The organism is Thiobacter sp. AK1 (genome assembly GCF_039822265.1).
GTDB lineage: Bacteria > Pseudomonadota > Gammaproteobacteria > Burkholderiales > Thiobacteraceae > Thiobacter > Thiobacter aerophilum.
Map to the genome: position 1 here is coordinate 20292 of NZ_JBAJEX010000007.1, position 22803 is coordinate 43094.

Annotated in this window: 22 protein-coding genes and 1 pseudogene; 6 read left to right on the top strand and 17 right to left on the bottom strand. The window is 65.2% G+C overall.

Annotation, left to right across the window (positions count from 1 at the left end):
- Positions 1–7: 7 nt before the first annotated feature.
- From V6E02_RS09230 to V6E02_RS09265, 8 genes are all read right to left on the bottom strand, one after another.
- Complete coding sequence (locus V6E02_RS09230; protein WP_347308505.1) at positions 8–160, bottom strand: hypothetical protein; 153 nt, start codon at positions 158–160, stop codon at positions 8–10.
- 6 nt (positions 161–166) lie between these two features.
- A complete protein-coding gene (locus V6E02_RS09235; protein WP_347308506.1) occupies positions 167–2305 on the bottom strand; it encodes a TRAP transporter large permease in 2139 nt (712 codons plus the stop codon).
- A complete protein-coding gene (locus V6E02_RS09240) occupies positions 2302–2889 on the bottom strand; it encodes a TRAP transporter small permease subunit (RefSeq protein ID WP_347308507.1) in 588 nt (195 codons plus the stop codon). Before V6E02_RS09240 ends, V6E02_RS09235 begins: the two co-directional genes overlap by 4 nt.
- Positions 2890–2946: 57 nt before the next feature.
- The gene (locus V6E02_RS09245) at positions 2947–4095 is read right to left on the bottom strand and encodes a TRAP transporter substrate-binding protein (RefSeq protein WP_347308508.1); all 1149 of its coding nucleotides are present in this window, start codon (positions 4093–4095) and stop codon (positions 2947–2949) included.
- A 170-nt stretch (positions 4096–4265) separates the two neighbouring features.
- Entirely contained in the window at positions 4266–5759 is a 1494-nt protein-coding gene (locus V6E02_RS09250; protein WP_347308509.1) for a CoA-acylating methylmalonate-semialdehyde dehydrogenase, read from the bottom strand.
- 81 nt (positions 5760–5840) lie between these two features.
- Positions 5841–6467, bottom strand: a complete 627-nt coding sequence (locus V6E02_RS09255) for a LutC/YkgG family protein (RefSeq protein ID WP_347308510.1) — start codon at positions 6465–6467, stop codon at positions 5841–5843.
- The gene (locus tag V6E02_RS09260) at positions 6464–7870 is read right to left on the bottom strand and encodes a LutB/LldF family L-lactate oxidation iron-sulfur protein (protein WP_347308511.1); all 1407 of its coding nucleotides are present in this window, start codon (positions 7868–7870) and stop codon (positions 6464–6466) included. Before V6E02_RS09260 ends, V6E02_RS09255 begins: the two co-directional genes overlap by 4 nt.
- The gene (locus V6E02_RS09265; protein WP_347308512.1) at positions 7861–8604 is read right to left on the bottom strand and encodes a (Fe-S)-binding protein; all 744 of its coding nucleotides are present in this window, start codon (positions 8602–8604) and stop codon (positions 7861–7863) included. The genes V6E02_RS09260 and V6E02_RS09265 overlap by 10 nt, the downstream gene beginning before the upstream one ends.
- Before the next feature lie 103 nt (positions 8605–8707).
- Here V6E02_RS09265 and V6E02_RS09270 point away from each other — a divergent pair, with 103 nt between their 5' ends.
- The gene (locus V6E02_RS09270) at positions 8708–9484 is read left to right on the top strand and encodes an IclR family transcriptional regulator (RefSeq protein ID WP_347308513.1); all 777 of its coding nucleotides are present in this window, start codon (positions 8708–8710) and stop codon (positions 9482–9484) included.
- Between the two features lie 9 nt (positions 9485–9493).
- On the opposite strand, the gene V6E02_RS09275 is transcribed toward V6E02_RS09270, so the two are convergent.
- Positions 9494–9910 carry an Hsp20/alpha crystallin family protein gene (locus V6E02_RS09275; protein WP_347308514.1) on the bottom strand — a complete coding sequence of 139 codons (417 nt, stop codon included), beginning with the start codon at positions 9908–9910 and terminating at the stop codon, positions 9494–9496.
- A 100-nt stretch (positions 9911–10010) separates the two neighbouring features.
- On the opposite strand from V6E02_RS09275, the gene V6E02_RS09280 reads away from it, so the two are divergent.
- Both V6E02_RS09280 and V6E02_RS09285 read left to right on the top strand, forming a co-directional pair.
- A complete protein-coding gene (locus V6E02_RS09280) occupies positions 10011–10511 on the top strand; it encodes a GlcG/HbpS family heme-binding protein (protein ID WP_347308515.1) in 501 nt (166 codons plus the stop codon).
- Positions 10512–10571: 60 nt separating this feature from the next.
- Positions 10572–10973, top strand: coding sequence for a hypothetical protein (locus V6E02_RS09285; protein WP_347308516.1), 402 nt, complete (start codon positions 10572–10574; stop codon positions 10971–10973).
- 18 nt (positions 10974–10991) lie between these two features.
- Here V6E02_RS09285 and V6E02_RS09290 read toward each other — a convergent pair whose 3' ends face one another.
- On the bottom strand, positions 10992–11897 hold the full coding sequence (locus tag V6E02_RS09290) for a LysR family transcriptional regulator (RefSeq protein WP_347308517.1): 906 nt from the start codon (positions 11895–11897) through the stop codon (positions 10992–10994).
- Positions 11898–11987: 90 nt separating this feature from the next.
- Between V6E02_RS09290 and metE the strand changes: the two genes are divergently transcribed.
- Positions 11988–14267 (top strand): 5-methyltetrahydropteroyltriglutamate--homocysteine S-methyltransferase, encoded by a 2280-nt coding sequence (gene metE, locus V6E02_RS09295; RefSeq protein ID WP_347308518.1) that lies wholly within the window; start codon positions 11988–11990, stop codon positions 14265–14267.
- A gap of 9 nt (positions 14268–14276) precedes the next feature.
- On the opposite strand, the gene V6E02_RS09300 is transcribed toward metE, so the two are convergent.
- From V6E02_RS09300 to V6E02_RS09310, 3 genes are read right to left on the bottom strand one after another with little or no spacing between them, the layout of a single operon-like run.
- Positions 14277–15407, bottom strand: a complete 1131-nt coding sequence (locus V6E02_RS09300; RefSeq protein ID WP_347308519.1) for a pyridoxal-phosphate-dependent aminotransferase family protein — start codon at positions 15405–15407, stop codon at positions 14277–14279.
- A 45-nt stretch (positions 15408–15452) separates the two neighbouring features.
- Entirely contained in the window at positions 15453–16238 is a 786-nt protein-coding gene (locus V6E02_RS09305) for a PP-loop family protein (protein WP_347308520.1), read from the bottom strand.
- Positions 16235–16987: a pteridine reductase gene (locus V6E02_RS09310; RefSeq protein WP_347308521.1), complete on the bottom strand. Its 753-nt coding sequence runs from the start codon at positions 16985–16987 to the stop codon at positions 16235–16237. The genes V6E02_RS09305 and V6E02_RS09310 overlap by 4 nt, the downstream gene beginning before the upstream one ends.
- A gap of 205 nt (positions 16988–17192) precedes the next feature.
- On the opposite strand from V6E02_RS09310, the gene V6E02_RS09315 reads away from it, so the two are divergent.
- The gene (locus V6E02_RS09315; protein ID WP_347308522.1) at positions 17193–18350 is read left to right on the top strand and encodes a class I SAM-dependent methyltransferase; all 1158 of its coding nucleotides are present in this window, start codon (positions 17193–17195) and stop codon (positions 18348–18350) included.
- On the opposite strand, the gene V6E02_RS09320 is transcribed toward V6E02_RS09315, so the two are convergent.
- The gene (locus tag V6E02_RS09320; RefSeq protein WP_347308523.1) at positions 18277–19218 is read right to left on the bottom strand and encodes a LysR family transcriptional regulator; all 942 of its coding nucleotides are present in this window, start codon (positions 19216–19218) and stop codon (positions 18277–18279) included. The two genes, V6E02_RS09315 and V6E02_RS09320, sit on opposite strands and share 74 nt — an antisense overlap.
- A gap of 98 nt (positions 19219–19316) precedes the next feature.
- Here V6E02_RS09320 and V6E02_RS09325 point away from each other — a divergent pair, with 98 nt between their 5' ends.
- Positions 19317–19649: a TusE/DsrC/DsvC family sulfur relay protein gene (locus V6E02_RS09325; RefSeq protein ID WP_347308524.1), complete on the top strand. Its 333-nt coding sequence runs from the start codon at positions 19317–19319 to the stop codon at positions 19647–19649.
- Positions 19650–20237: 588 nt separating this feature from the next.
- Here V6E02_RS09325 and V6E02_RS09330 read toward each other — a convergent pair.
- The 3 genes and pseudogenes from V6E02_RS09330 to V6E02_RS09340 form a co-directional block, all read right to left on the bottom strand.
- Entirely contained in the window at positions 20238–20798 is a 561-nt protein-coding gene (locus tag V6E02_RS09330) for a ferritin-like domain-containing protein (protein WP_347308525.1), read from the bottom strand.
- A 27-nt stretch (positions 20799–20825) separates the two neighbouring features.
- Positions 20826–21755: a ZIP family metal transporter gene (locus tag V6E02_RS09335; protein ID WP_347308526.1), complete on the bottom strand. Its 930-nt coding sequence runs from the start codon at positions 21753–21755 to the stop codon at positions 20826–20828.
- A 202-nt stretch (positions 21756–21957) separates the two neighbouring features.
- Positions 21958–22790 (bottom strand): annotated as a pseudogene (locus V6E02_RS09340) (transposase).
- Between the last annotated feature and the right edge of the window lie 13 nt (positions 22791–22803).

Consider the following 22803-nt stretch of genomic DNA (forward strand, 5'->3'; position numbering starts at 1 on the left):
CTCCGCGTCAGCCCCGTCCGGCATCCGGGTTGGGCCGATTCCGCGGCCTCGCGCCAGATCGTGCCGCGTCGTCCACCGCGCCGACGACCTCGAAGTGCGCGCCGAGGGAGGCGAGCACTGCGTCGAACACTTCGCGCGCGACCAGGATGGCGGGTTTCATCGTCCTTTATTTGTACAGCTGGGCCGGCAGCCACAGACCGATCTGGGGCCACAGGTAGAGCAGGGTCATGGACACCAGCACCAGCAGCAGGAAGGGCATGGAGCCGGCGAAGATCTGGCCCAGGGTGACGTTGGGTGGCGCGACACCCTTCAGGTAGAAGGCCGACGGCGCCATGGGCGGCGACAGGAAGGCCGTTTGCAGGTTGAGCGCCACCAGCAGGCCGAAGAACAGCGGGTCGATGTTGAAATGCGCCAGCAGCGGCACGAAGATCGGCATGAAGATCACGATGATCTCGGTCCACTCCAGGGGCCAGCCCAGGATGAAGATGATGGTTTGGGTCAGCAGCAGGAACTGCACCGGCGTCATGTTGAGCGACAGCACCCACTGCTCGACCACCTCCTGTCCGCCCAGGAGCGAGAAGGCGGCGGAATAGAGGCTGGAGCCCACGAACAGCCAGCACACCATGGCCGAGGTCTTGGCAGTGAGGAAGACCGCTTCCTTGAGCATGGGCGCGAGCTTCACCTGCCAGATGACGAGCACGGCCCAGATCAGGAAGGCAAACATGGAGAGCGTGCCCAGCCACTTGGGCACGGGATGCGTCGTTACCTGCGCCTGATACAAGACGAACCAGACGATGGAGGCGAGAAACACGCCCCACAGCACGATCCAGCTCGGCCACCAGCGTTTGCGCTGTTCCCTGGGCTTCTCCAGCGCCATGTAGATAGCGGCCAGCACGAAGCCGCCCAGCGCGCCGATGGCCGCGGCCTCGGTGGGCGTGGCCAGGCCGAACACGATGGACCCCAGCACGCCGAGGATCATCACCGCCAGCGGGAAGAAAGAGGTGAGCAGCATGCGGAACACTTCCAGCCGCGCAAAGTTGAACAGCAGATAGATCACCGCCAGGATGGCAATGCCGGCGCCGAGCACCTTCCAGAACCATTGCGGCGTCGGGTGGCGGGGCGCGGCCCCGACGGGCGCCGCCTGGGGCGGCTTAGCCACGCCGGGCACGACGGCGGGCGCTTCCGCCACCGCCGGCGGCTCGGCGGGGGCGGCTTCCTCGGCCGGGGGCTCCGACACGCCGGGCACGGTCTCTTCCGCCGGAGGCTCGGACACGCCGGGCGCGTTGCCCGTATCGCCGTGGTCGAGCGCCTCGGTGGACACGCCCATCTCCACCAGTCCGGAGGTGTCATAGCTTTCGTCGGGCTTGGTGAGGGCGTTCCAAGTGAGGCCCATGATGAGGATGAAGGCCAGCGCCGGCAGGCTCGCCACCAGCAGCTCCTTCCACACTTTCGCGCGCGGGATGCCGGGCACGCCGGCGATCACGGCGCGCAGCAGACTGGGCAGCGCGAGCCTGCCGTAGCGCGAGGCGAGCTCGGTCATGTGCGGCGGCAGCGGCACGGCGCGATCCTGGGCACTGAGACGCGGCGCCCAGTGCGGCTTGATGGTGGCCATGACCATCACGTACACGATGTACAGGCCGGCCAGCAGCAGGCCCGGGAAAAACGCGCCGGCGTAGAGCTGCACCACCGATACCCCCGCCGTGGCGCCATAGACGATGAGCATGATGGATGGCGGGATAAGAATGCCCAAGGTGCCGCCGGCGGCGATGACACCCGCCGACAGCTTGGTGTCGTAGCCGGCGCGCAGCATGGCGGGCAGCGCCAGCAGCCCCATCAGGGTCACCACCGCGCCGACGATGCCGGTGGCGGTGGCGAAGATGGCGCAGGTCACCAGCGTGGCCACCGCCAGCGAGCCGGGAATGCGCGCGGTGGCGACGTGGATGGCGTGGAACAGCTTCTTGATCAGGTTGGCCCGCTCCACCAGGTAGCCCATGAACAGGAACAGCGGCACGGCGATGAGCACGTCGCTGGTCATCACCCCGTAGGTGCGTTGCACCGCGAGATCCAGGGTCTGCTGCACCGCGAGGTCAGGGTTGACCGAGTGATAGGCGTACCAGGAGAACGCCACGCCCATGCCCATCAGGGTGAAGGCGCTGGGGAAGCCCATCATCATCGCCACCACGATCAGGCACAGCATGATGAGGCCGATGTGGCCGTTGGTCAGGTGCCCCCAAGGGGTGAAGATCGCGATGGCCAGCAGGATGATGGCCATCAGGGTGAAGCCGAATACGAGTTCCTTCTTCACTCGCCTGCCTCCGCGCTCGGTTCTTCCTTGACCATGGCCTTGAGTTCCTCCACGTCGATCTCCTCCACGTCCTTGGCGCGACTCGGCCATTTGCCGTCACGCAGGCAGATCACGCAGCGCAGGATCTCGATCAACCCTTGCAGGAATAGCAGGGCCCCCGCCACGGGAATCACGAACTTGAACGGATACAGCGGCAGCGGCTCGGGAGAAAAGGTGTTCTCGCGGATGGCCAGCGAGTCGTTGGCGTAAGTCCAGCCCGCCCAGGTAAGCGCGAGCACGCTGGGGATGAAGAAGCCGATATACAACGCCAGGTCCACCGCGGCCTGGGTGCGCTCGGAAAACGCGCCGTATAGGATGTCGCCGCGCACATGGCCCTGATGCGCCAGCGTGTAGGCACCCGCCATCATGAACAGCACGCCATAGAGCATGATCTGCGCGTCCAGGGCCCAGGCATGGGGATGGTTGAGGATGTAGCGGGAAAACACTTCCCAGGCCACCAGCAGTGTCAGCATCACGATGGACCAGGCGAAGAAGCGCCCGATGAACGTGGACAGGCGGTCGACCGCCAGCATCAGGTTCTGCATAGGGAGTCACTCATGGGGAAAAAGCCGCCGGCGGCAGCCGGCGGCAGTTGCGAAGGGTCAAGCCTTCTTCTTGGCAAAGTAATGGTTGTAAGCCATCTTGAAGTCCACGTTGGTGTCGTTCTGCCAGCGTGCGGCGCGGGCGGCGAAGGCGCGCTGGGAGTCCAGAACCTTCTTGAACATCGGGTTCTCCGCGCTCTTGGCCGCGATCACCTTGTCCCAGGCGGCGAGCTCGGCCTGCAGGATGGCATCCGGCGTCTTGTAGAACTTGACGCCCTGCTTGGTGGCCATCTCCAGGTAGTCCTTGGAGTAGCGGTCGATGGCCTTCCACGACATGTCGGCGGAAGCGGCCTCGATGGCGTGCTTGATGATGGCCTTGTGCTCGGCGCTGAGAGCATCGTATTTCTTCTTGTTGAAGAGTACCTCGAACTGCTCGCTCGCTTGGTGGAAGCTTTGCAGCATGCACACCTTGGCCACGTCCGGAAAGCCCAGCACGCGGTCGGAGGAGGCGTTGTTGAATTCCGCGGCATCGAGTAGACCACGGTCCATGGCCGGCACGATCTCGCCAGCGGGCAAGGGGTTCACCGCGGCCCCCAGCTCCTTGAAGATCTCCACCGCCAGCCCCACGGTGCGGTACTTGAGGCCGTGGAAGTCCTGCACCTTGGTCACCGGCTTCTTGAACCAACCCAGCGGCTGGGTGGGCATGGGACCATAGAGCATGGACACCACGTCCATGTTCATGGATCTGTAGATCTCGTCCAGCAATTCCTTGCCGCCGCCATAGTAGTGCCAGGCCAGCACCATGTTGGCATCCATGCCGAAGGCCGGGCCCGACCCCCACAAGGCCACAGCATTGTTCTTGCCGTACCAGTAGGCCACCACGCCATGGCCGCCATCCAGGGTGCCTTTGTTCACCGCGTCCAGCAGGTCGAAAGCCTTCACCACCGCGCCGGCGGGCAGCACCTCGATCTTGAGTTCGTTGCCGGACATGGCGTTCACCTTGCTGGCGAAGTCCAGGGCGTATTCGTGGAAGATGTCCTTGGACGGCCAGGTGCTCTGGAAGCGCAGGGTAATGGGGCCGGCCGCCTTGGCGATCATGGGAAAGCCGAGGGTAGTGGCGCCGGTGGCGGTTACCGCCGCGGCACCGAGGAATTTGCGGCGGCTCACCTTCTGGGGGCTAGCGGGGGATGGGGTTTCTTTCTTGCTCATGTCTGCCTCCTGATGTGTCTTGTTGAAGGAAAAAAGACCCGGTCACGTTAATACAGCTCGTTCCTGCCAACAACTTGCTAACATTCTTATTTTTGTATCGTGAAATTAGTTACTGACTGGTGATAAAGCGTAGACCTCATGAGGGATAATTTCAAGCGCCCCGTTGGCGGCTACATGGTCGGCATCACCAAGCCGCCACCGCTCGCACCGGGCTCGGCCGGCCAGCGGCTGGTGACGGTCTTGGTACGTGTATAGAACCACACGCCTTCCATGCCGTGCATGTGCAGGTCGCCGAACAGGGAGGCCTTCCAGCCGCCGAAGGAGAAGAAGGCCATGGGCACCGGGATAGGCACGTTGATGCCCACCATGCCCACTTCGATTTCATTCTCGAAGCGCCGCGCCGCCGCGCCGGAACGGGTGAAAATCGCCGTGCCGTTGCCGTAGGGATTGCGGTTGATCAGGGCGATGGCCTCGTCGAGGCTGGCCGCGCGCAGCACGATCAGCACCGGCCCGAAGATTTCCTCGCGGTAGATGTCCATCTCCGGCGTCACCCCGTCGAACAGCGTCGGCCCGACGAAGAAACCGCTTTCCCCGCCCGGCACCCGGATGCCGCGCCCGTCGAGCACCAGCCGCGCGCCTTCCCGCACCCCGCTGTCGATGAGGCCGACGATGCGGTCGCGATGCGCCGCGGAAATCACCGGCCCCATGTCGATGCCGGCCTGGTCGCCGCGGCCCACTTTGAGCGCGGCCGCCTTGTCCTTGAGTTTCGCCACCAGGGCATCGCCCACCGCGCCCACCGCCACCACCGCGGAGATCGCCATGCAGCGCTGGCCCGCCGAGCCATAGGCCGAGCCGATCAGGGCGTCGGCGGTGAAGTCGAGGTCGGCATCGGGCAGCACCACGGCGTGATTCTTGGCGCCGCCCAGCGCCTGGACGCGCTTGCCGTTGCGCGCCGCGGTTTCGTAGACGTATTTCGCGACCGGCGTCGAGCCGACGAAAGAAATCGCCCCCACACCCGGGTGGTTGAGTAGGGCGTCCACCGCTTCCTTGTCGCCGGGCACCACATTGAGCACGCCGTCCGGCAGCCCCGCCTCCTGGAACAGCTGCGCCATGCGCAGGCTGCAGGAAGGCACCTTTTCCGAAGGCTTGAGCACGAAAGTGTTGCCGCAGGCGATGGCCACCGGGAACATCCACAGCGGCACCATCACCGGAAAGTTGAAGGGCGTGATGCCCGCGCACACGCCCACCGGCTGCAGCAGGGAATGGCAGTCCACGCCGCGCCCCACGTCTTCCGCATGCTCCCCCTTGAGCAGATGCGGCGCGCCGGCGGCGAATTCGATCACCTCGATGCCGCGCTGCACCGAGCCGGCCGCGTCCGCCAGGGTCTTGCCGTGCTCTTCGGTCGCGAGCTGCACCAGCTCGTCCCGGTGCTGTTCCATCAGCTCGCGGAAGCGGGTCAGGATGCGCCCGCGCCGCAGCGGCGTCGTCGCGCGCCAGGCAGGAAAAGCGGCACGGGCCGCCTGCACCGCGCGATCGACATCGGCGGCGCCGGCGAAAGCGACCTTGCGCACGACCTCGCCCGTGGCCGGGTTGAACACATCGCCGCTGCGGCCGCTGGTGGCCGGCTCGCGCCTGCCGTCGATCCAGAGTGTCAGTGTTTCCATAGTCAGTCCTTCCTGCTGCAAAGGAGAAATGGGACCCGGAGACGCAGCCACGAAATACCCTGATTCCCGCTTTTGTGCTTCTCAATGATCCACCAGGATGATATGCACCCGATAGGGGCCATGGGCGCCCAAGGTCACCGTCTGTTCGATGTCCGCCGTGCGCGACGGTCCCGAGATCAGATTCACTGCTCGCGGCCAGCGCGCGGCCTCCCGCCGCAGCAGGGCGAAGGCGTCTTCCAAGGTGTCCACCAGACGCGAGCTCGCGAGCACGGCAATATGGGTTTCCGGCAGGAGGCTGGTGGTGGCAGGCGTGGTCTCGCCTGAGATCAGCATGAGCGTGCCGGTCTCGGCGATGCCGGCGAAGGCGCCGGTGAGCCCGATGAGATCAGTAGCTGCTGCTGGGCGACACAGGGCCTGCACACCCGCGCCTGCCCAGTCGAGCCCCTGCCACTCCACCCAACATACCAGCCGCGGCGGCAGATCCAGACTGGCCAAATAGCGGGCCACCTCGGTGGGCACGTCCTGTGCGCATGCCACGCGGGCCACCGTGCTGGCCAGCCGCTGCGCGCACTGCTCGAAACGCGCCACCCTATCCCCATTGGGCGCCGGCCCTGGGCCACGCAGCGGCAGCGCAAGGCTCGTCTCGATCGGCGTGTCGTCGCGACGCACACGCGCCAGCCGCGCAAGAATCGCCGCCCGCGCGCTCATGAAGCAGACCTTCGCCGGTAGAGTTCGTGGAAGGTGCGCCCACAGGGCGCCGGCACATCGCGGCCTTGGGTGAAGCCGCGCGCGAAAGGCAGCGAGGAGAGCCGCCCCTGTTTGCCGCCCAGAGCGTGCAGCAGGCGCACGGCCCAGGCGGTGACGCGCCGGTACAGCCAAGGCCGCTGCGCCAACCCCGTCCAAAGGCGAAGCGCGAGTCGCTCCGAAAAAGGCCTAAGCCCCCGCTCCACTTGGGCTCGGCGCAGGGCGCGCAAGAGATCCGGCAGGGGAATGTTCACCGGGCATACCTCGGCACAGCGGCCACACAGGGTGGAGGCATTGGGTAGGGGCAAGGTCTGCTTTAGGCCCACATAGGCAGGCGTGAGCACCGATCCCATGGGGCCCGGATAGACCCAGCCATAGGCATGGCCGCCCACGTTCTGGTACACGGGGCAGTGATTCATGCAGGCACCGCAGCGAATGCAGCGCAGGATGGGTTCCAGCTCGCCGCCTACCAGGCTGCTGCGGCCATTGTCCAAAAGCACGATGTGGAAATGCTCGGGCCCGTCGTGGTCGTGTGTATTACGCGTGCCGGTGAGCAAGGAGACATAGTTGGTGATGGGCTGGCCGGTGGCCGAGCGCGGCAACAACCGCAAAAGCGTCGCCGCATCCTCGAGGGTGGGCACCACCTTCTCGATGCCGGTGATGGCCACGTGGACGCGCGGCAAGGTGGTGGCCAGCCGGCCATTGCCTTCGTTGGTGACGATCATCACCGAGCCCGTTTCCGCGATCAGGAAATTCGCGCCGGAGATGCCCATGTCGGCGGAGAGAAAATGCGGCCGGAGGATTTCCCGGGCTTCGCGCGTGAGCTCGGCAATGCCGGTTTGGCGGGGACGGCCATGATGGCAGGCGAACAGATCGGCGATTTCATCGCGCGTCTTGTGTAGAACCGGTGCCACGATGTGGGAAGGGGGCTCGTGGGCCAGCTGCAGGATGTACTCGCCCAGATCGGTTTCCACCACCTTTATCCCGGCCGCCTCCAGCGCCTCGTTGAGCGCCACCTCCTCGCTCACCATGGACTTGGATTTCACCACCTTTTTCACGCCATGGCTGCGGGCAATGTCGCAGACGATACGCCGTGCCGCGGCCGCGTCCTCGGCCCAGTGCACCACGGCGCCGCGTGCGGTGGCTTCCTGTTCGAACCGTTCAAGCCAGCGATCAAGTTGCGCCAACACCCGGTCGCGAATGGCGGCGGCATGGGCGCGCACCGCGTCCGGATCATCGAGCTCGCGCAGGGCCTCCCTTCGCCCCTGCACGAAGCGGCACTCCGTGCGGCGCAGCGCCTGCTGCAGGCGTTCGTTGGCGAGCGCCTCGTGGGCGTTGCGCACGAAGCGCATGGTCTTCACTTGCACGGCACCACTCCCTGCTCGCCGGCGAGCACCTCTGCCACGTGCAGCACGCGCGTTACGGTATCGCCCCGCCGCCTGAGTCGGCCCTCGATGTGCATCAGACACCCCAGGTCGCCGCCCACCACGGCGGCAGCACCGCTCGCCTGGATCGCCGCGCATTTGTGCTCGGCCATGCGCGTGGAGAGTTCGCCAAACTTCACCGAAAAGGTGCCACCAAAGCCGCAGCAGGTCTCGCAGTTTTCCAGCTCCCGCAAGATCACGCCAGGCATGCGCGCGAGGAGGTTGCGCGGCTGGTTTTTCACGCCCAGCTCGCGCAGGCCCGAACAGGAATCGTGATAGGTGATGACACCCCGCCAGGTGCCAGGCGGCCGCTCGAAACGCAGCACCTCAACCAGGAAGCGGGTAAGTTCCCAGGTCCGCGCCGCCAGATCGGTCAGCCGCCTGCCGGCAGCAACGTCCGCAGGAAACAAGCGCGGATAGTGCACGCGCATCATCGCCGCGCAGGAACCGGAAGGCGCCACCACGTAGTCGCAGTCAGCAAAGTCTTCCACCCAGCGCAGCGCCAAGCGGCGCGCCGCCGCGAAATCACCGCTGTTGTAGCCTGGCTGGCCACAGCAGGTTTGACCGGCGGGAACCACCACCTGGCAGCCAGCGGCCTCGAGCAGCCGCAGGGCGGCGAAGCCAATGGATGGCCGCATCAGATCCACCAGACAAGTGACGAACAGTCCTACACGCACGACGGCACCGGGAGCGACATTGCTGTCAGTGTAGCCAAAAGGGCCTTGGCCCAGAAACACTTTTGCAATAAGATTTCGTCATCCGAAATCAGCCCTGCCCACCATGAGCGAGCGCGAAGGCAAGTCTTCCATCCAGGTGATCGACCGCATGATGAATCTGCTCGAGGTCCTGGCCGCGCATCCCCAGCCGGTGAACCTCAAGCAGCTGGCGACCCTCACCGGTCTGCACCCTTCGAGCGCCCATCGCATCCTCAACGTCATGGTGGAAAAGGGCCTGGTGGCCAAGCAGGAAGCCGGCAGTTATCGTCTCGGACTCAAGCTGTTGGAACTCGGTAATCTGGTCAAGGCACGGCTGGACATCCGGCGCGAGGCGCTGCCCTACATGCAGCAGTTACACCAGGAGCTTGGTGAGACGGTGAACCTTAGCCTGCGCCATGGCGACGAGATGGTTTACGTGGAACGCACGGCCAGTGGCCGCGCCATGATGCGCGTGGTGCAGGTGGTGGGCGCGCGTGCGCCGCTGCACATCACCGCAGTGGGCAAGATCTTCCTGGCCGAGGCCAGCGACGAGGAGGCCCGCGGCTATGCGCGCCGCACCGGGCTGCCTGCCTACACGCCGCACACCCTCACCAGCGAGGAGGCGCTACTGGAGGAACTCGCCAAGGTGCGCAAGAAGCACATCGCCTTCGACAACGAGGAGGCGGAGAAGGGCGTGTGCTGCATCGGCGCAGGCATTCGTGATGCGGACGGCAACCTGGTAGCGGGACTGTCCATCTCCGCGCCCGCGGAGCGTTTCGACCGCAACTGGGCGCCGCGGGTGAAGGAAACGGCGGATGCCATTTCCGCCGCCCTCGGCTGGCGTCCCCCAGGCCGCCGCTAAAGCGCGCCCTCAGCCGATCGGCAGTTCGCGCCTGCCGCCCGCTTTCTTGGGCAGGGTAAGCTCGAGCACGCCGTCGGCGAAACGGGCACTGGCGCGCTCCGCGTCAATCTCATGGGGTAGGACAAAGCTGCGGTAGAACAGGTGCTCATGGCGCTCGCGGCAAAGCATGCGTTCCCCTGCGCGGGGGGCGCGTGGGCGCGCCTGGCCGCTGATTTCCACCCGGTTGCGGTCCACCTTGACATGGATGGCCTCCTTGGCGACCCCGGGCAGCTCCGCGTCGATCACGAAGGCCTCCGGCGTCTCTAGCACGTCCATGTCGATGTGGCCGAGAGGCTGCTCGGCCGCTTGCACCGGTGGCTCAAATGCTTGCAACAAATCGCTGAAGGCAGGTAGATCGAAAGGTGTGGCAAGACGAACACGGGCCATGGGACGCTCCTTGCTCGGTTCACTGGAAAAACGTGAAGGCATACACCACAATAGGCGATACCCCTGCCATCAACAAGGTTCATGCACTGGAGGTCATGCCATGCCTTTGCCCCGCAGCCCCTTGCTCATTGCCTGCCTCGCGCTTTGTGCGGCCACGTCGGCACTTGCCAGCGAGCGCTACAGCGTCCCGCGCATGTCCATGGAGCTTGCACGCGACCTTGCCCAACAGGCGGTGGATGCCTGCCGCAGTCGCGGCTACAACGTGAGTGCCGTGGTGGTAGACCGCGACGGCAACCTACAGGTGGTGCTGCGCGACAGCCGGGCCAGCCGCTTCACCGTGGAGCTCGCCCGCCGCAAGGCCAATGCCGTCACCTTGGCCGGTGTCAGCGGTTCGGAATTCCGCCGTGCCCGGCAAGACATTCGCCCCGAGATCAACAGTGTGAGCGAGCTATTGATGCTGGAGGGCGCGGTACCCATCCGCGCCGGCGGGGTCCTGCTGGGCGCACTAGGTGTCTCGGGCGCCCCGGGCGGCGACAAGGACGAAATCTGCGCCGCAGACGCGGTGACCGCCCTGCAGGACCGGCTGGAGTTCGCCGACTGAGCGTGCCCAAGCCAGCGCCCTGCGCACGGGCCCCTTGTGATTCTCGACAGGAGGCTATCCATGGAAGAATCCTTCTGGCGCGACTCGGAAATCGCCCGCGAACCCTCTCGTCTGCCCGCTGCCACCTACAACCTCACGCGCATCCTGCTTGCCCGTAGTCCCCAGGCCTGCGTGTTCGTACCTATTCGCAGCATGCAGTATCTGGCGGTGATCGACCGCGAGGAAATCATCTTCGTTGACCGCGAAGGCGCGCGCCAGATCGAGCTCGCGTGGCAACGCTTCGACCCTCACGTGCGCGAGTCGCTGGAGGATCCCGTACCTTATGAGCGGGTCTATTACCAGGAGAAGGCGCGAGCGACCATGAAGCGCCTGCCGCGCGAATTCCATCTCGCCTTAGAACAACTCGCCCGCAAGCAGGTCCACGTGGGCCCGGCCAAAGTGCTCAAGCTCGACCGTTCCTGACCGCCACCCAAGGGCGCATCAGTCGGTAATCCCCCTCAGACCACGCCGCGCCGTATCCGCGAGCAGTGAGGCGAAGTCTGCATACAAGGTCTTCTCCCGCGCGCGCACCGCGGCGAACAGACGCCCCCACAGCCCACGCGCGCCAACCGGCCGCGCCAACACGTAACCCCGCTCCAGATAACTCTCCACCGCCCAACGGGGCAACACCGCGATGCCGCGGCGCGAGGCCACCAGTTGCAAAATGGCGACAGTAAGCTCCGCCGTGCGCCGCGGCGGGTTCACCCGCGCCGGTTTGAGCACGCGCCGCACCACGTCCAGCATGCGGTCTGGCACCGGATAGGTGATGAGGGTCTCGCCGGCGAAATCGCGTGCCGTCAGGTAAGACCGCGCCAGCAGTGCATGGCCGCGCGCCAGTAGTGCCACCATCTCATAGCGGAACAGGGGGAAATAGGCGATACCCCGCCGCGCGGGGGCCTCGGATACGATCACCAAATCCGCCTGATGGGCAGAAAGCAAGGCCAGCGGATCGGCATGGAAACCGGGCACGAGATCCTGTTCCACCTCGGGATGACGCTCCCGGTAGGCGTCCATGGCCGGCATCAGCCAGTCATAACAGGTGTGGCATTCGACCGCGATGCGCATCTCCCGTGTGCCGCCACCGGCTTTGAGGCGCGCTAAGTCCTGGCGCACTGCATCCACTTCCGGCAGCACGCGCCGGGCAAGCGCGAGTAGCCGCTCGCCCGCGGGACTCAAACGCAAAGGACGCCGACCTCGCTCCAACAGGGCAAGGTCGAGATAGGCCTCCAGTGCGGCGATCTGGTGCGACAGGGCGGACTGGGTCAAATTGAGTCGTGCCGCCGCGGCACTGATGCTGCCGGTTTCCGCCAGCGCCGCCAGGGCGCGCAGATGGCGCAGCTCTATCATGAATTTTCCTCATGTTGAATTGCAAAAGATGCGCTTGCTTCATGAATGGAGCTGGCGCGATTATGGGCGCCTTTGATCGAGGAGCACAAGATGACGACCACGATTCGCACGCACATCCTGGGATATCCGCGCATTGGTGCCCGGCGCGAGCTCAAGTTCGCACTGGAATCCCACTGGCGCGGCGAGCGGTCCGCAGCGGAACTGGAAGCCACGGCACGGGACCTGCGCGCCGCAAACTGGGCAGAGCAAGCCAAGGCGGGGCTGGATTTCGTCACGGTGGGCGACTTTTCCCTCTATGACCATGTGCTGGACCACATCCAGCTTCTGGGCTGCGAGCCGGCCCGGTTCGCCTTCCGCGACGACGAGCCGGAACTTGCACGTTATTTCGCGATGGCGCGCGGCGCGGTGCACTGCTGTGGGGGCCACGGCCAGGCGCTGGAAATGACCAAATGGTTCGACACCAACTACCACTACCTGGTGCCGGAGTTCACGCCGGATACCAGCTTCCGCCTGGCATCGCAGCGGCTGTTTGCCCAAGTGGAGGAAGCGCGGCGGCTCGGCCACCGGATCAAGGTCGTGCTGCTTGGACCATTGACTTTTCTCTGGCTGGGCAAGGAGAAGGCCGCAGACTTCTCCCGCCTGGAACTGATCGGGCGGCTGCTGCCGGTGTATGGACAAATCCTCGCGCAGCTTTCGCAACTGGGTGTGGAATGGGTGCAGTTGGATGAGCCCATCCTGGCCACCGAGCTCGCACCTGCATGGCAAGCGGCCTTCGAGCCCGCCTATGCCACCCTGGCAAGCGCCGGACCGAAACTGCTGCTCGCGAGCTATTTCGCGCCCATGGCTGAAAACGCGCGCCTGGCCTGCCAACTGCCGGTACACGGTCTGCACGTGGATGGCGTGCGCGGCGCGGCTGATCTGCCGGCGGTGCTGGACTGGCTGCCGGCCCACAAGGTGCTGTCGGTGGGCATCGTCAATGGACGCAACGTCTGGCGCACGGACCTGGATGCCGCCTTTGGCCGCCTGCGCCCGGCGGTGGAGCGTCGGCGCGAGCTATGGCTTGCCCCTTCCTGTTCCCTGCTGCATGTGCCGGTCAGCCTGGCCGGCGAGACGACACTCGATGCCGAACTACGCGGCTGGCTCGCCTTCGCCCAAGAAAAGCTGGATGAGCTCCAGACGCTTAAGCGTGCGCTGCGCGGCGAGTCGATCGACTGGTCGGACGCGCGCCGGCAAGTGGAAGCACGCCGGGCTAGCCCACGCGTGCATCGACCCGAGGTGGGGGCGCGCCTCGCCGCCCTGGGTGAGGAAGCCGGCTGGCGCGCTTCACCCCACGCCGTGCGCCGCGCCGCCCAGCGTGCTCATCTCAAGCTACCGTTACTCCCTACCACGACCATCGGTTCGTTTCCCCAGACCCCAGCGGTGCGCCAGGCCCGCGCCGCCTGGCGCCGCGGGGAGCTCACCGAAGCCGCCTACCGCGCCACCATGGAAGCGGAAATCGCCCATGCCATCCGGGTACAGGAGACGCTCGGGTTGGATGTACTGGTGCACGGAGAGCCCGAGCGCAACGACATGGTGGAATATTTTGCCGAGCATCTTACGGGCTTCGCCGTCACGCAGCACGGCTGGGTACAGTCCTATGGCTCGCGCTGCGTGAAGCCCCCGCTGCTCTACGGCGACGTGGCGCGCCCCACGCCCATTACCCTGCATTGGGCGCGCCATGCCCAGGGCCTTACCACCAAGCCGGTGAAGGGCATGCTAACCGGACCGGTGACCCTGTTCCAGTGGTCCTTCGTGCGCGACGATCTCCCCCAGGCCACGGTCTTGCTCCAGCTCGCGCTGGCGATGCGGGACGAAGTGGAAGATTTGGAACGAGCGGGCATCACCATCATTCAGATCGATGAGCCGGCGCTGCGCGAGGGTCTGCCTTTGCGGCCTGCTGCGCGCGCAGATTATCTTGCCGCTGCCACCCGCGCCTTCCGGCTGTGCGCCGCGGGGGTGGCGGATGCCACCCAAATCCACACCCACATGTGCTATGCAGAGTTCGCCGACATTCTGCCCGCAATCATCGCCCTCGACGCCGACGTGCTCACCATTGAAGCGAGCCGCTCGGGCATGGAATCCGTAAGAGCTTTCGCCGAGGCCGGTTATCCCAATGAGCTGGGGCCAGGCGTGTTTGACGTGCACTCGCCCCATGTGCCGGCGACGGAAGACATGGTGCGGCTGCTGGAGTACGCCGCGACGCTGTTTGCTCCGGAGCGACTGTGGGTCAATCCGGATTGCGGCCTCAAGACTCGCAGTTGGGAGGAAGTGGAGCCGGCGCTCGCCCACATGGTCGCTGCGGCGCGCACGCTGCGCGCCCGGCTCGGCTGAGGGCGGGCATCAATGGCCCAACACGGCGGCCAGCGCCGAGAGACAGCGTTCCACGTTCTCGGTCCGGGCACCGTAGCCCATGAGACCGATGCGCCAGATCTTGCCGGCGAGCTGTCCCATGCCGGCGCCGATCTCCAGGTCGTATTCCGTGAGCAGGCGCCGCCGCACTTCCGCCTCGTCCACGCCGGCCGGCACCCGGACGGCATTGAGCTGGGGCAGGCGGTAGGGCGCGGCCGGCAGGAAATCCAGCCCCAGCCGCTCGAGGCCCGCTTTCAGCCTTTCGTGCATGGCGCGGTGGCGCTGCCAAGACTGCTCCACACCTTCCTCGGCCAACAGCACCAGCGCCTCGTGCAGGGCGTACAGGGCGTTGATGGGTGCGGTGTGGTGATAGGTGCGCCTGCCCGCGCTCCAGTAACCCAGCACCAGGGTGAGATCCATGAACCAGCTCTGCCCTGGGTGCTTGCGCTTCTTCACGCTTTCCACCGCCAGCGGGCTGAAGGTGACGGGTGACAAGCCCGGCACGCAGGATAAGCATTTCTGACTGCCGGAATAAACCGCATCCAGTCCCCAGTCATCGACCCGCAGCTCCGAGCCGCCCAGGGAAGTGACCGCATCGACCAGGGTGAGGGCGCCCTGGCGCTTGGCGATCTCCGCTAGGGTCTTGGCATCGGAGACCACACCGGTGGAGGTCTCCGCATGCACGAAGGCCACCACCTTGACCCCGGGATGGTGCTTGAGAGCGTCTTCCACTTTGTTGGGATCCACCGGCTCACCCCAGGCATCCTCGATCACGATGGGCTCGCCGCGACAGCGCCGCACGTTGTCCACCATGCGTGTGCCGAACAGGCCATTGACGCAGACGATCACCTTGTCGCCAGGTTCCACCAGGTTGACGAAGCAGGTTTCCATCCCCACCGAACCCGGGCCGGAGACGGGGAAAGTGAGCTCGTTTTGGGTAAGGAAAGCCAGGCGCAGCAGGCTCTTGAGTTCCTCCATCATCTCCACGAAGGCGGGGTCCAGGTGCCCGATGATGGGGCGCGCCAGGGCAGCCAGCACGCGCGGATGAATGTCAGAGGGTCCCGGCCCCATCAGGGTGCGGCGGGGTGGCTCGAAGGAATGAATCGCAGCAGACTTGGTCATGGTTCTCTACACGGTTTCCTAGGGCGTCGGTTAGGCAAGCTGATATCAATCCACCACCAGCCGATCGTGTCGGTGGCGGGGCGGCATGTGGCGTTGCCCCTCCTTCATGGGACCCATGAGGGGACGCATGGCGGTGAGCAGATTGGGGAAGAGGCGTGCATGCTCTTTTTCCAGGCCGGCCAGCAATTGCTTCATATGCATGCGTTCGGTAGGTTTGCTAAAGCAGGCGGGGCAGTTTTCCTGGATCACCGGTAGGCCAGCGTTTCTCGCATAGGCGGCCGTCTGCCGTTCGCGCACATAAACGAAAGGGCGGATGACACGCAGGTCGCCGGCATCGATCACATAATGGGCCTGCATGGTGCGCAGCTTGCCGCCGAAGAAGGCGGACATCAGGAAGGTTTCTGCCAGGTCGTCCAGATGCTGGGCCAGCGCCAGCACGTTGTAGCCTTCCCGTCGCGCGCAGCCGTAGAGCAGCCCCCGCCGCAGGCGGGAACAAAAAGCGCAGAAGGAGTCGCCCTGCATCGAGGTCTTGGCCTGCTCCACGATGGGAAAGGACTCGTAAAAATAGGGAATGCCCAGCTGCGGCACGTAGTCTTTCAATGGCGCGGGGTCGAAATCCGGCGACTGGGGATCCACGGTGGCCGCCGCGAGCTCGAAACGAATCGGGGCCTTCTTTTGGAGATGGAGTAACACGTGTAGCAAGGACAGACTATCCTTGCCGCCGGAAAGCGCCACCAGCACCCGGTCATTGGCGCGGATCATGTCGTAGTCGCCAATGGCGCGGCCGGCCGCGGCCACCAGTCGCCTAGAGGGCGCCACGACGGCAGTCACAGGCTGGCGCTCCGGCCGCCGTCCACGGTGAGCATGTGGCCGGTGGTATAGGTCGCATCGAAGATGAGAAAGCGCACCGCCCGCGCGATGTCTTCTGGCGTGCCTTCCCGTTTGAGTAAGGTGTGGGCGATGATGCGCCGCCGTTCGCTGTCGTCGAAAGTGGGATCGTCCTCGGGCCAGAGAATGGGCCCGGGACCAATGGCATTCACGCGCACATTGGGGCCCAGTTCGTGCGCGAGGGACTTGGTCAGGGCCACCAGTCCCGCCTTGGCGATGCTGTACACCACATAGGCCTTCATCGGCCTTTCGGCGTGGATGTCGGCGATATTGACGATGCAGCCATGGGCATGACGCAGCGCATCCGCCGCCGCCTGCGAAAGAAACAGCGGTGCTTTGAGATTGGTACCGATGAGATCCTGCCAGTTTTCTTCGGTGATGCACCCCACTTCCGTCGGGTAGAAGCTGGAGGCGTTGTTGATGAGCACGTCCAGTCGCCCAAATTTCGCCAGCGTCTCCTCTACTAGCCGCGGCAGTCCGGCGATGTGGAGCAGGTCCGCCTGGATGAGCCCCGCACTGTCCGGACGCTTGGCATTGAGCTCGGCGGCGAGCGCCTCGGCCTCGCCGCGCGAGGAGCGATAGTGGATCACCAGGCGACAGCCCGCCTCATGCAGCATGCGCGAGATCACCGCGCCGACTCGCTTGGCGCCGCCGGTGATGAGAACCACCTTGTCTGCCTGATTATTGCTCATGCCCTTGCCGTTACCATTACAATGTCCTTGCCGCACCTATTGGAACTGACGAAAAAAGGCGACAGGCTGCGAGGACCGTGATCCCTGCGCCGGCGAAAATGAGGTGTGCCCATCGCCGTTTGCCCGGGTGCCCGTTTGCGCGATGAAGTCGTGCGCAAGCTGCCTCATCACGGGCGCTGTGCCTTTCGCCTCTGAAATCTATCACATGTCCGTCCTGCCCGCTCCCAACCCCGATGCTGCCGCCCACAGCGCGCGCGTGAGCGCCTTCCTGCGCGACGAAATCCAGCGCGCCGGCGGCTGGATCTCCTTCGCCCGCTATATGGAACTCGCTTTGTACGCGCCGGGGCTGGGCTATTACGCGGCGGGAAGCGTCAAGTTCGGGCCGGCGGGCGATTTCATCACCGCGCCCGAGCTGACCCCCCTGTTTGGACGGAGCCTCGCTCACTGCTTCGCGGACGTGCTGACCACACTGGGTCAGGCGGCCGATATTGTCGAACTGGGCGCAGGCAGTGGCCGGCTGGCGGTGGACCTGCTCGCCGAGCTCGACCGGCTGGGCGTTTTGCCGGCACGCTACCTGATCCTGGAACCCTCGGCCGAGCTCAAGGAGCGCAGCCGAGAGCGGATCGCGACGCTGCCAGCCCGGCTCGCGGAACGGGTGGGCTGGCTCGACCGCCTGCCCGACACCCTCCAGGGCATCGTCTTCGGCAACGAGGTGCTAGACGCCCTGCCGGTGCATCTGCTGCTGCGTCAGGGCGCAAGCTTTTTGGAGCGTGGCGTGGTGGTCACACCCCAGGGCTTCGCCTGGCAGGACCGCCCCTGCGACGACACGGCGCTCGTCAACGAGGCTGCGGCCCTTGCCTTGCCGGAAGGCTATGTCATCGAACTGCACCGGGCGGCCGGCGCGCTTTTGCGCAGTCTCGCAGAGCGCCTGGCAGCGGGGCTAATTCTCTTCATCGACTATGGCTTCGGGCGTGCCGAGTATTACCATCCCCAGCGAGCCCAGGGTACGCTCATGGTCCATTACCGCCACCACGCCCACGCCGACCCCTTCCTCTGGCCAGGATTGTCAGATCTCACCGCCCATGTGAACTTCACCGCCATCGCCGAGGCCGGCCTCGCAGCCGGGCTCGAACTGGCGGGCTACACGAGCCAGGCAGCTTTCCTGCTGGATTGCGGCATCACCGATCTACTGGCGCAGATTCCGGTTAGCGACATGGTGCGCTACGCGCAACAGGCCCAAGCAGTGGGCAAGCTGTTATCGCCGGCGGAGATGGGGGAGCTAATCAAGGTCATCGCCCTAGGCCGCGGGCTTGAGGGCCCGGTACGTGGTTTCGCACTACGTGATGCGCGTCATCGGCTGTAGCAGGGCCTGCCACCATCTCGGCCAATAGGGCCAGAGCCGTGCCGACCAGCCCTTGCCCGTCTTCCTCCCGATGCACGGCGTAGGCGGGTAGCGGCAAGCGCGGCGCGCTACGCACCACGTGTAGCCGCCCTGCGCTCACCCAGGGTTGTGCCATGCGCCAGGGCAGATAACAGCTCCCTCCTTCGTGCAACACGAGGTGCACCGCCAGCCAACCCACGTTTACCACCCGCGGCGGCGGCTCGAGCCCGGGAAACGCGGCGGCCTCCTGCTGATCGAAGCCGGGACCCCAGCGCACGTGAATGTATTCCTGGCCGGGCCGGCGCCGGGGTCGGTCGGACACCAGCACCAGTTCCTCATCCAACAGATGGCGCACCACCAACCCTGGCGTGTGGGTCGGTGTGTACATGAGGGCGAGGTCGAGACTACCTTCCGTGAGCCGGCCCATGAGGTCCGCCTCGAAGCCGATCTCGGCCTCCACCGCCACGTCCCCGTGGGTCTTGCGCAAGCGCGCGAGCCACGCCGGCAGCAGTCCTTCCCAGAGGGCGATGCGTGCCCCCACACGCAAGGTGTGGCGGTAGCGTGAAGGCAGACCCACCTCGCGCCAGGCTTGCTCCGCCACCCGCGCCAGCCGTTGCGCATAGGGCAGAAAGCGGCGGCCGGCGAGGCTGAGACTGGCTCCGGCCCGGTTGCGCTGGAACAATCGCGCGCCCAGGGCCTGCTCGAGACTGCGTATCCGTGCGCTCACCGTGGACTGGGTCACGTTGAGCTGGCGCGCCGCCTCCAGGAAGCTGCCCCGCGCCACGATGGCGAGAAACGTGCGCGCCTGCTCCACATCCAGGGACAGGCGCCGCGGCAGTGGATCGGTCATATGCATCACCTTTTTCGATAGCAACCGGCAAATAATATCGCTTGATTGCATCAAGCGCCGCCATTATGTTCTGGGCTGGATGTTGTTATGGAGAGCAAATGATGACGACCGAACTGGCTGTGGCCCGTGATAGCGAAGGCTACCTGATAAATCCCGAAGACTGGTCGGAGGAGGTGGCGCAGCAGCTTGCCCAAGAGGAAGGCATCACCCTCACCGGCGACCACTGGGACGTGCTGCGTTTCATGCGCCAGTACTGGAGCGAACACCAAGTGGCGCCGGACGTGCGCCACGTCCAGGATTACCTGGCCCAGCACGGCATGGATCGCAAAACCGCGAAGGAACACCTCTACCGGCTATTTCCCTACGGCTACGTGAAACAGGCCTGCAAACTGGCGGGGATGATCAAGCCCCGCGCGTGGAGCACAGGCTGAGGCCATTTCCATCGGGAGCGCCCATTGAGCTTTACGAAAGTCGTTGCCAGGCTGCGTAAGTAAACCGTCATTGCCGCGAAAGCGGGAATCCAGCGTATTCTTGGCCCTTTTTCCTAGGTCTCCGCTTTCGCGGGGAAGACACGGGCAAGACACAAGGCGCCCATCCGTCCTTACCCGTCGCATCGCGAATGGCGCCAAACAGGGTACCGAGATCAATGGAGATGCCCAAGCGCGCCCCGGGGCGCGCCGCCCTGCTTGGGAGGCTGCGATTCTATTGATCGTTACGTAAGTAGTTGACAGGCTGCGTAAGTGAAACGTCATTCCCGCGCAAGCGGGCATCCAGGGTATTCCTCGCCATGTTCCTGGGTCCCCGCTTTGGCGGGGACGACACAAGGGTGTCACCTACTTACGTAATGCTCAATAGCTGGGGGAAGCTCCGAGCCAGCGCCGAGTCCGCAAGCAACATGGCGAGGCCGGGGAGGAAGCAACGAAGGGCACTGTTGGTTTTCACGCTTGCGCCTGCCCAGCCGCCCAAGACGGGCCAGCCGATTTTGGCGCAGCCACCCGCAATGTCAAAACCCGGTCGCGCTAGCGCTGCAGATCGGCGAGTAGGCTGGCCAGGTCGTCGGCATGTTCCTCTTCCATGGCCAGGATACCCTCCAGCATGCGGCGGGTGGTCGGATCCTTGTCGCCGATGTAGCGGATCATCTCGCCGTAGCTATCGATGGCGATACGTTCGGCCACCAGGTCTTCCTTGATCATGTCGATCAGGCTGTCCCCCTCCACGTACTCCGCGTGGCTGCGGGAGGACAAACCATCCGGGTCGAAATTCGGCTCGCCCTTGAGCTGGACGATGCGGGCGGCGATCTGGTCGGCGTGCATCTGCTCCTCATTGGCATGCTGCAGGAATTCCTGCGCCACGGCATCGGCATTGATGCCGCTGGCCATGAAGTAATGACGCTTGTAGCGCAGGATACACACCAATTCGGTGGCCAGGGCCTCGTTGAGCAGCTTGATCACAGTCTCACGATCCGCCTGGTAGCCGGGTGTGACCGCGCCGTCTTCGATGTGCTTGCGAGCGCGCTCGCGCAGGGTCTTGATGTCGGTGAGGAAGGCGCTGTCGCCTTTGCCAGTCTTCTTACTAGCCATGTCGTCCTCCTGGTTGGGTTGGGATGTCTAGCCGAGCGTGGTATCGAGCACCATCATCACCGCGAAGCCTGCCATCAGGCCCAGCGTGGCCGCCGTCTGGTGCCCATTGCGGTGGGTTTCCGGAATCACTTCGTGAAAGACAACGAAAATCATGGCGCCGGCGGCCAGTCCCAGGCCGATGGGATAGGCTGCCGCCAGGCCACTGGTGAGTCCGACGCCCACCAGGGCGCCCAGAGGTTCCATGATGCCACTGGCCACCGCGACCCACATCGCCCGCAGGGGCGCAAGCCCTGCCGCCTTGAGCGCCATGGCCACCGCCAGCCCTTCGGGAATGTCCTGCAAGGCGATCGCGCTGGTGAGCGGCAGTCCCACCGAGAGATCCCCGCGGGAAAACGCCACGCCAATGGCCATCCCCTCCGGCAGGTTGTGGAGGGCAATGGCGAACACGAACAGCCACAGCCGCGAGATGCGGTTGCCACCCGCGCCATGCACCCCGAGATGGAGGTGCTCGTGGGGCATGAAATCGTCGAGCCCCAACATGAGGGCCGCGCCCAGAGCAAGCCCCAGCACCACCAGCGCCGCGCCGGATGCCGCATGCCCCATGACCTGCTCCCCGGCGGCAAGCCCCGGCAAAATGAGGGAGAAGCTGCTCGCCGCCAACATCATGCCCGCCGCGAGTCCCAACAGAGTGTCTTCCCATCGGCTGGACAAGCGATTGAGTCCCAGCGCAGGCAACGCGCCCAGCGCCGTGGCCAGAAACCCGGCCGCACCCCCCAAAAGAGCCAGACGCAACACGCCATCGATTTCACCAACGGCGGCCCGGTAGAGGCTCGCGCCCGACAACAACAACACCGCCAGGGCACCCACGCTCAAACCCAGCGCGGTATGGGGATGGGCGCGCGCCTGGGCGCGCCACACGCTGCGCCAGTTGGGCAAGGGATCAATGAGCTCGCTCATGTTCGGTCTCGCGCACACGGGGGCCACTGGCCATGAGCCCCAGCACACCTAACAGCCCGTTGAAAAAGTGTTCTTCGAACGCATCAGGGGCGCTGATTTCGAAGAAACGAGCCGCCCAGACGCGGCTGGGCAGCGATTGCGACGGGCATTTCGGCCTGTTTGCAAGCCGTTTTGCCCATTTCGGGCGCACGGATCCCACGGTTTACGCATGATGCGCGTCCCACCAGCCGCCAATGGCGCCCATGCGCACCAGGTTGTAGGTGGCAAAGCACAGCAGCGCCTGGCCCGTGAGCTTGGCCTGGCCGATCAGCTTGGTCTTGGCCAGACCGGCCACGGTCTTGATCCAGCCAAAGGCCTCCTCGATGCGCTTGCGCACCTTCAGACGGGTCTTGTCGCCCTCGTGGCGCTTGATGCGGCCATCCACCGCCGAGTGCTTGTCCTTGGCCGCCACGTGCGGCGTGATCCTGAGCCTTCTGCAGCCTGTGATGAAGTCCTTGGTGTCGTCGCCCTTATCGGCCCCGACCGTGGCGCGCTTGTTCTTGTTGCCCCGGCGCGCGAGCATCGCCAGCGCCGCTTCGCGCTCTGCGGTGCCGCTGGCATGGGTGATCTCGACATCCACGATCAGCCCGTTGCGGTTTTCCATGAGGATGTGCCCCATGTGGCACAGGCGGGACTTGTCCCCTGGGGCTTTCTTGAACAGCCGGGCATCGGCGAAGGTGGAGTGATCCCAGACCTTGTCCTCGATGTTCAGGCCGACGAACCAGCGGTAGAGCAGGTTGTAGTCGATCGCCTCGACCAGCAGCCGCTCGCTGCGGATGGAAAACAGAATCTGCAGCAGCAGGGCCTTCAACAGCATCTCCGGCGGCACCGAGGGGCGGCCACGGCGGGCGTAGACCGCTTCGAATTCATTGTCCATGCTCGCCAGCAGCGCATCGACTACGGCGCGCAGCTTGCGCAGCGGGCGGCCGCCGGCACTCGCTCTTCAAGACTGATGTAGCTGAACATCGCTCCCTGGAAATTCTGATTGCCCCTCATCGTCTTCCTCTGC

Bases quoted from the DNA above. Each gene is read 5' to 3' on its own strand.
- V6E02_RS09300 (WP_347308519.1), bottom strand. From the start codon at position 15,407: ATGACCAAGTCTGCTGCGATTCATTCCTTCGAGCCACCCCGCCGCACC.
- V6E02_RS09240 (WP_347308507.1), bottom strand. From the start codon at position 2,889: ATGCAGAACCTGATGCTGGCGGTCGACCGCCTGTCCACGTTCATCGGG.
- V6E02_RS09315 (WP_347308522.1), top strand. From the start codon at position 17,193: ATGTCCGTCCTGCCCGCTCCCAACCCCGATGCTGCCGCCCACAGCGCG.
- V6E02_RS09325 (WP_347308524.1), top strand. From the start codon at position 19,317: ATGATGACGACCGAACTGGCTGTGGCCCGTGATAGCGAAGGCTACCTG.
- V6E02_RS09280 (WP_347308515.1), top strand. From the start codon at position 10,011: ATGCCTTTGCCCCGCAGCCCCTTGCTCATTGCCTGCCTCGCGCTTTGT.
- V6E02_RS09290 (WP_347308517.1), bottom strand. From the start codon at position 11,897: ATGATAGAGCTGCGCCATCTGCGCGCCCTGGCGGCGCTGGCGGAAACC.
- V6E02_RS09310 (WP_347308521.1), bottom strand. From the start codon at position 16,987: ATGAGCAATAATCAGGCAGACAAGGTGGTTCTCATCACCGGCGGCGCC.
- V6E02_RS09250 (WP_347308509.1), bottom strand. From the start codon at position 5,759: ATGGAAACACTGACACTCTGGATCGACGGCAGGCGCGAGCCGGCCACC.
- V6E02_RS09330 (WP_347308525.1), bottom strand. From the start codon at position 20,798: ATGGCTAGTAAGAAGACTGGCAAAGGCGACAGCGCCTTCCTCACCGAC.
- V6E02_RS09270 (WP_347308513.1), top strand. From the start codon at position 8,708: ATGAGCGAGCGCGAAGGCAAGTCTTCCATCCAGGTGATCGACCGCATG.
- V6E02_RS09320 (WP_347308523.1), bottom strand. From the start codon at position 19,218: ATGACCGATCCACTGCCGCGGCGCCTGTCCCTGGATGTGGAGCAGGCG.
- V6E02_RS09275 (WP_347308514.1), bottom strand. From the start codon at position 9,910: ATGGCCCGTGTTCGTCTTGCCACACCTTTCGATCTACCTGCCTTCAGC.
- V6E02_RS09245 (WP_347308508.1), bottom strand. From the start codon at position 4,095: ATGAGCAAGAAAGAAACCCCATCCCCCGCTAGCCCCCAGAAGGTGAGC.
- V6E02_RS09230 (WP_347308505.1), bottom strand. From the start codon at position 160: ATGAAACCCGCCATCCTGGTCGCGCGCGAAGTGTTCGACGCAGTGCTC.
- V6E02_RS09335 (WP_347308526.1), bottom strand. From the start codon at position 21,755: ATGAGCGAGCTCATTGATCCCTTGCCCAACTGGCGCAGCGTGTGGCGC.
- metE (WP_347308518.1), top strand. From the start codon at position 11,988: ATGACGACCACGATTCGCACGCACATCCTGGGATATCCGCGCATTGGT.
- V6E02_RS09285 (WP_347308516.1), top strand. From the start codon at position 10,572: ATGGAAGAATCCTTCTGGCGCGACTCGGAAATCGCCCGCGAACCCTCT.
- V6E02_RS09255 (WP_347308510.1), bottom strand. From the start codon at position 6,467: ATGAGCGCGCGGGCGGCGATTCTTGCGCGGCTGGCGCGTGTGCGTCGC.